At 52.2% G+C, this 2,500-nt stretch carries 3 rRNA genes (2 of these 3 only partly in view); all 3 read left to right on the plus strand.

From position 1 onward, the window contains the following. Nucleotides 1-1,538 (plus strand): 23S ribosomal RNA (locus LIS78_RS01370); it begins 1,394 nt to the left of the window's first position. A 62-nt stretch (nt 1,539-1,600) separates the two neighbouring features. After that, nucleotides 1,601-1,716, plus strand: a 5S ribosomal RNA gene (gene rrf, locus LIS78_RS01375). A gap of 163 nt (nt 1,717-1,879) precedes the next feature. Next, nucleotides 1,880-2,500 (plus strand): 16S ribosomal RNA (locus LIS78_RS01380); it runs 930 nt beyond the window's last position.

Below are 2,500 nucleotides of genomic sequence, written 5' to 3' on the forward strand. Positions count from 1 at the left end.
AGCCGAGGCTGAAAAGCGTAGGCGATGGCCAACAGGTTGATATTCCTGTACCACCTCCCCGCCGTTTGAGTAATGGGGGGACGCAGTAGGATAGGGTAAGCGCGCTGCTGGATATGCGCGTTCAAGCAGTTAGGCTGATGAGTAGGCAAATCCGCTCATCATAAAGGCTGAGCTGTGATGACGAGGGAATTATAGTACCGAAGTTCCTGATTCCACACTGCCAAGAAAAGCCTCTAGCGAGGCGGGAGGTGCCCGTACCGCAAACCGACACAGGTAGGCGAGGAGAGAATCCTAAGGTGATCGAGAGAACTCTCGTTAAGGAACTCGGCAAAATGACCCCGTAACTTCGGGAGAAGGGGTGCTCTGGTAGGGTGTATAGCCCGAGAGAGCCGCAGTGAATAGGCCCAGGCGACTGTTTAGCAAAACACAGGTCTCTGCGAAGCCGCAAGGCGAAGTATAGGGGCTGACGCCTGCCCGGTGCTGGAAGGTTAAGAGGAGGGGTTATCCTTTGGGAGAAGCTCTGAATCGAAGCCCCAGTAAACGGCGGCCGTAACTATAACGGTCCTAAGGTAGCGAAATTCCTTGTCGGGTAAGTTCCGACCCGCACGAAAGGCGTAACGATCTGGGCACTGTCTCAACGAGAGACTCGGTGAAATTATAGTACCTGTGAAGATGCAGGTTACCCGCGACAGGACGGAAAGACCCCGTGGAGCTTTACTGTAGCCTGATATTGAATTTTGGTACAGCTTGTACAGGATAGGTAGGAGCCTGAGAAGCCGGAGCGCTAGCTTCGGTGGAGGCGTCGGTGGGATACTACCCTGGCTGTATTGAAATTTAACCCGCGGCCCTGATCGGGCCGGGAGACAGTGTCAGGTGGGCAGTTTGACTGGGGCGGTCGCCTCCTAAAATGTAACGGAGGCGCCCAAAGGTTCCCTCAGAATGGTTGGAAATCATTCGTAGAGTGTAAAGGCACAAGGGAGCTTGACTGCGAGACCTACAAGTCGAGCAGGGACGAAAGTCGGGCTTAGTGATCCGGTGGTTCCGCATGGAAGGGCCATCGCTCAACGGATAAAAGCTACCCCGGGGATAACAGGCTTATCTCCCCCAAGAGTCCACATCGACGGGGAGGTTTGGCACCTCGATGTCGGCTCATCGCATCCTGGGGCTGTAGTCGGTCCCAAGGGTTGGGCTGTTCGCCCATTAAAGCGGTACGCGAGCTGGGTTCAGAACGTCGTGAGACAGTTCGGTCCCTATCCGTCGTGGGCGTAGGAAATTTGAGAGGAGCTGTCCTTAGTACGAGAGGACCGGGATGGACACACCGCTGGTGTACCAGTTGTCTTGCCAAAGGCATCGCTGGGTAGCTATGTGTGGACGGGATAAGTGCTGAAAGCATCTAAGCATGAAGCCCCCCTCAAGATGAGATTTCCCATAGCGCAAGCTAGTAAGATCCCTGAAAGATGATCAGGTTGATAGGTCAGAGGTGGAAGCGTGGCGACATGTGTAGCTGACTGATACTAATCGATCGAGGACTTAACCAAACTTTAAAAGCGTAAGCTTTACTCAGCAAACTGTTACCTAGTTTTGAGAGAACAATCTCTTGTCTGGTGGCGATAGCGAAGAGGTCACACCCGTTCCCATACCGAACACGGAAGTTAAGCTCTTTAGCGCCAATGGTAGTTGGGACTTTGTCCCTGTGAGAGTAGGACGTTGCCAGGCTGGAAAAGATCTCTCTTTTCTTTTAAAAAAAGTTGTTGACATTGTGTTGATAACTTGATAAGATAGTAAAGTCGCTTAAGAGCGGCGGTTGAACTTTGAAAACTGAACAAAGCGACAAACGTCAACGTTAATTTTTATTTTTTAAATGAGCAAGTCAAACATTTCTTCGGAGAGTTTGATCCTGGCTCAGGATGAACGCTGGCGGCGTGCCTAATACATGCAAGTCGAGCGAACTGATTAGAAGCTTGCTTCTATGACGTTAGCGGCGGACGGGTGAGTAACACGTGGGCAACCTGCCTGTAAGACTGGGATAACTTCGGGAAACCGAAGCTAATACCGGATAGGATCTTCTCCTTCATGGGAGATGATTGAAAGATGGTTTCGGCTATCACTTACAGATGGGCCCGCGGTGCATTAGCTAGTTGGTGAGGTAACGGCTCACCAAGGCAACGATGCATAGCCGACCTGAGAGGGTGATCGGCCACACTGGGACTGAGACACGGCCCAGACTCCTACGGGAGGCAGCAGTAGGGAATCTTCCGCAATGGACGAAAGTCTGACGGAGCAACGCCGCGTGAGTGATGAAGGCTTTCGGGTCGTAAAACTCTGTTGTTAGGGAAGAACAAGTACGAGAGTAACTGCTCGTACCTTGACGGTACCTAACCAGAAAGCCACGGCTAACTACGTGCCAGCAGCCGCGGTAATACGTAGGTGGCAAGCGTTATCCGGAATTATTGGGCGTAAAGCGCGCGCAGGCGGTTTCTTAAGTCTGATGTGAAAGCCC

The organism is Priestia megaterium (assembly GCF_023824195.1).
In the GTDB taxonomy this organism is placed as follows: domain Bacteria; phylum Bacillota; class Bacilli; order Bacillales; family Bacillaceae_H; genus Priestia; species Priestia megaterium_D.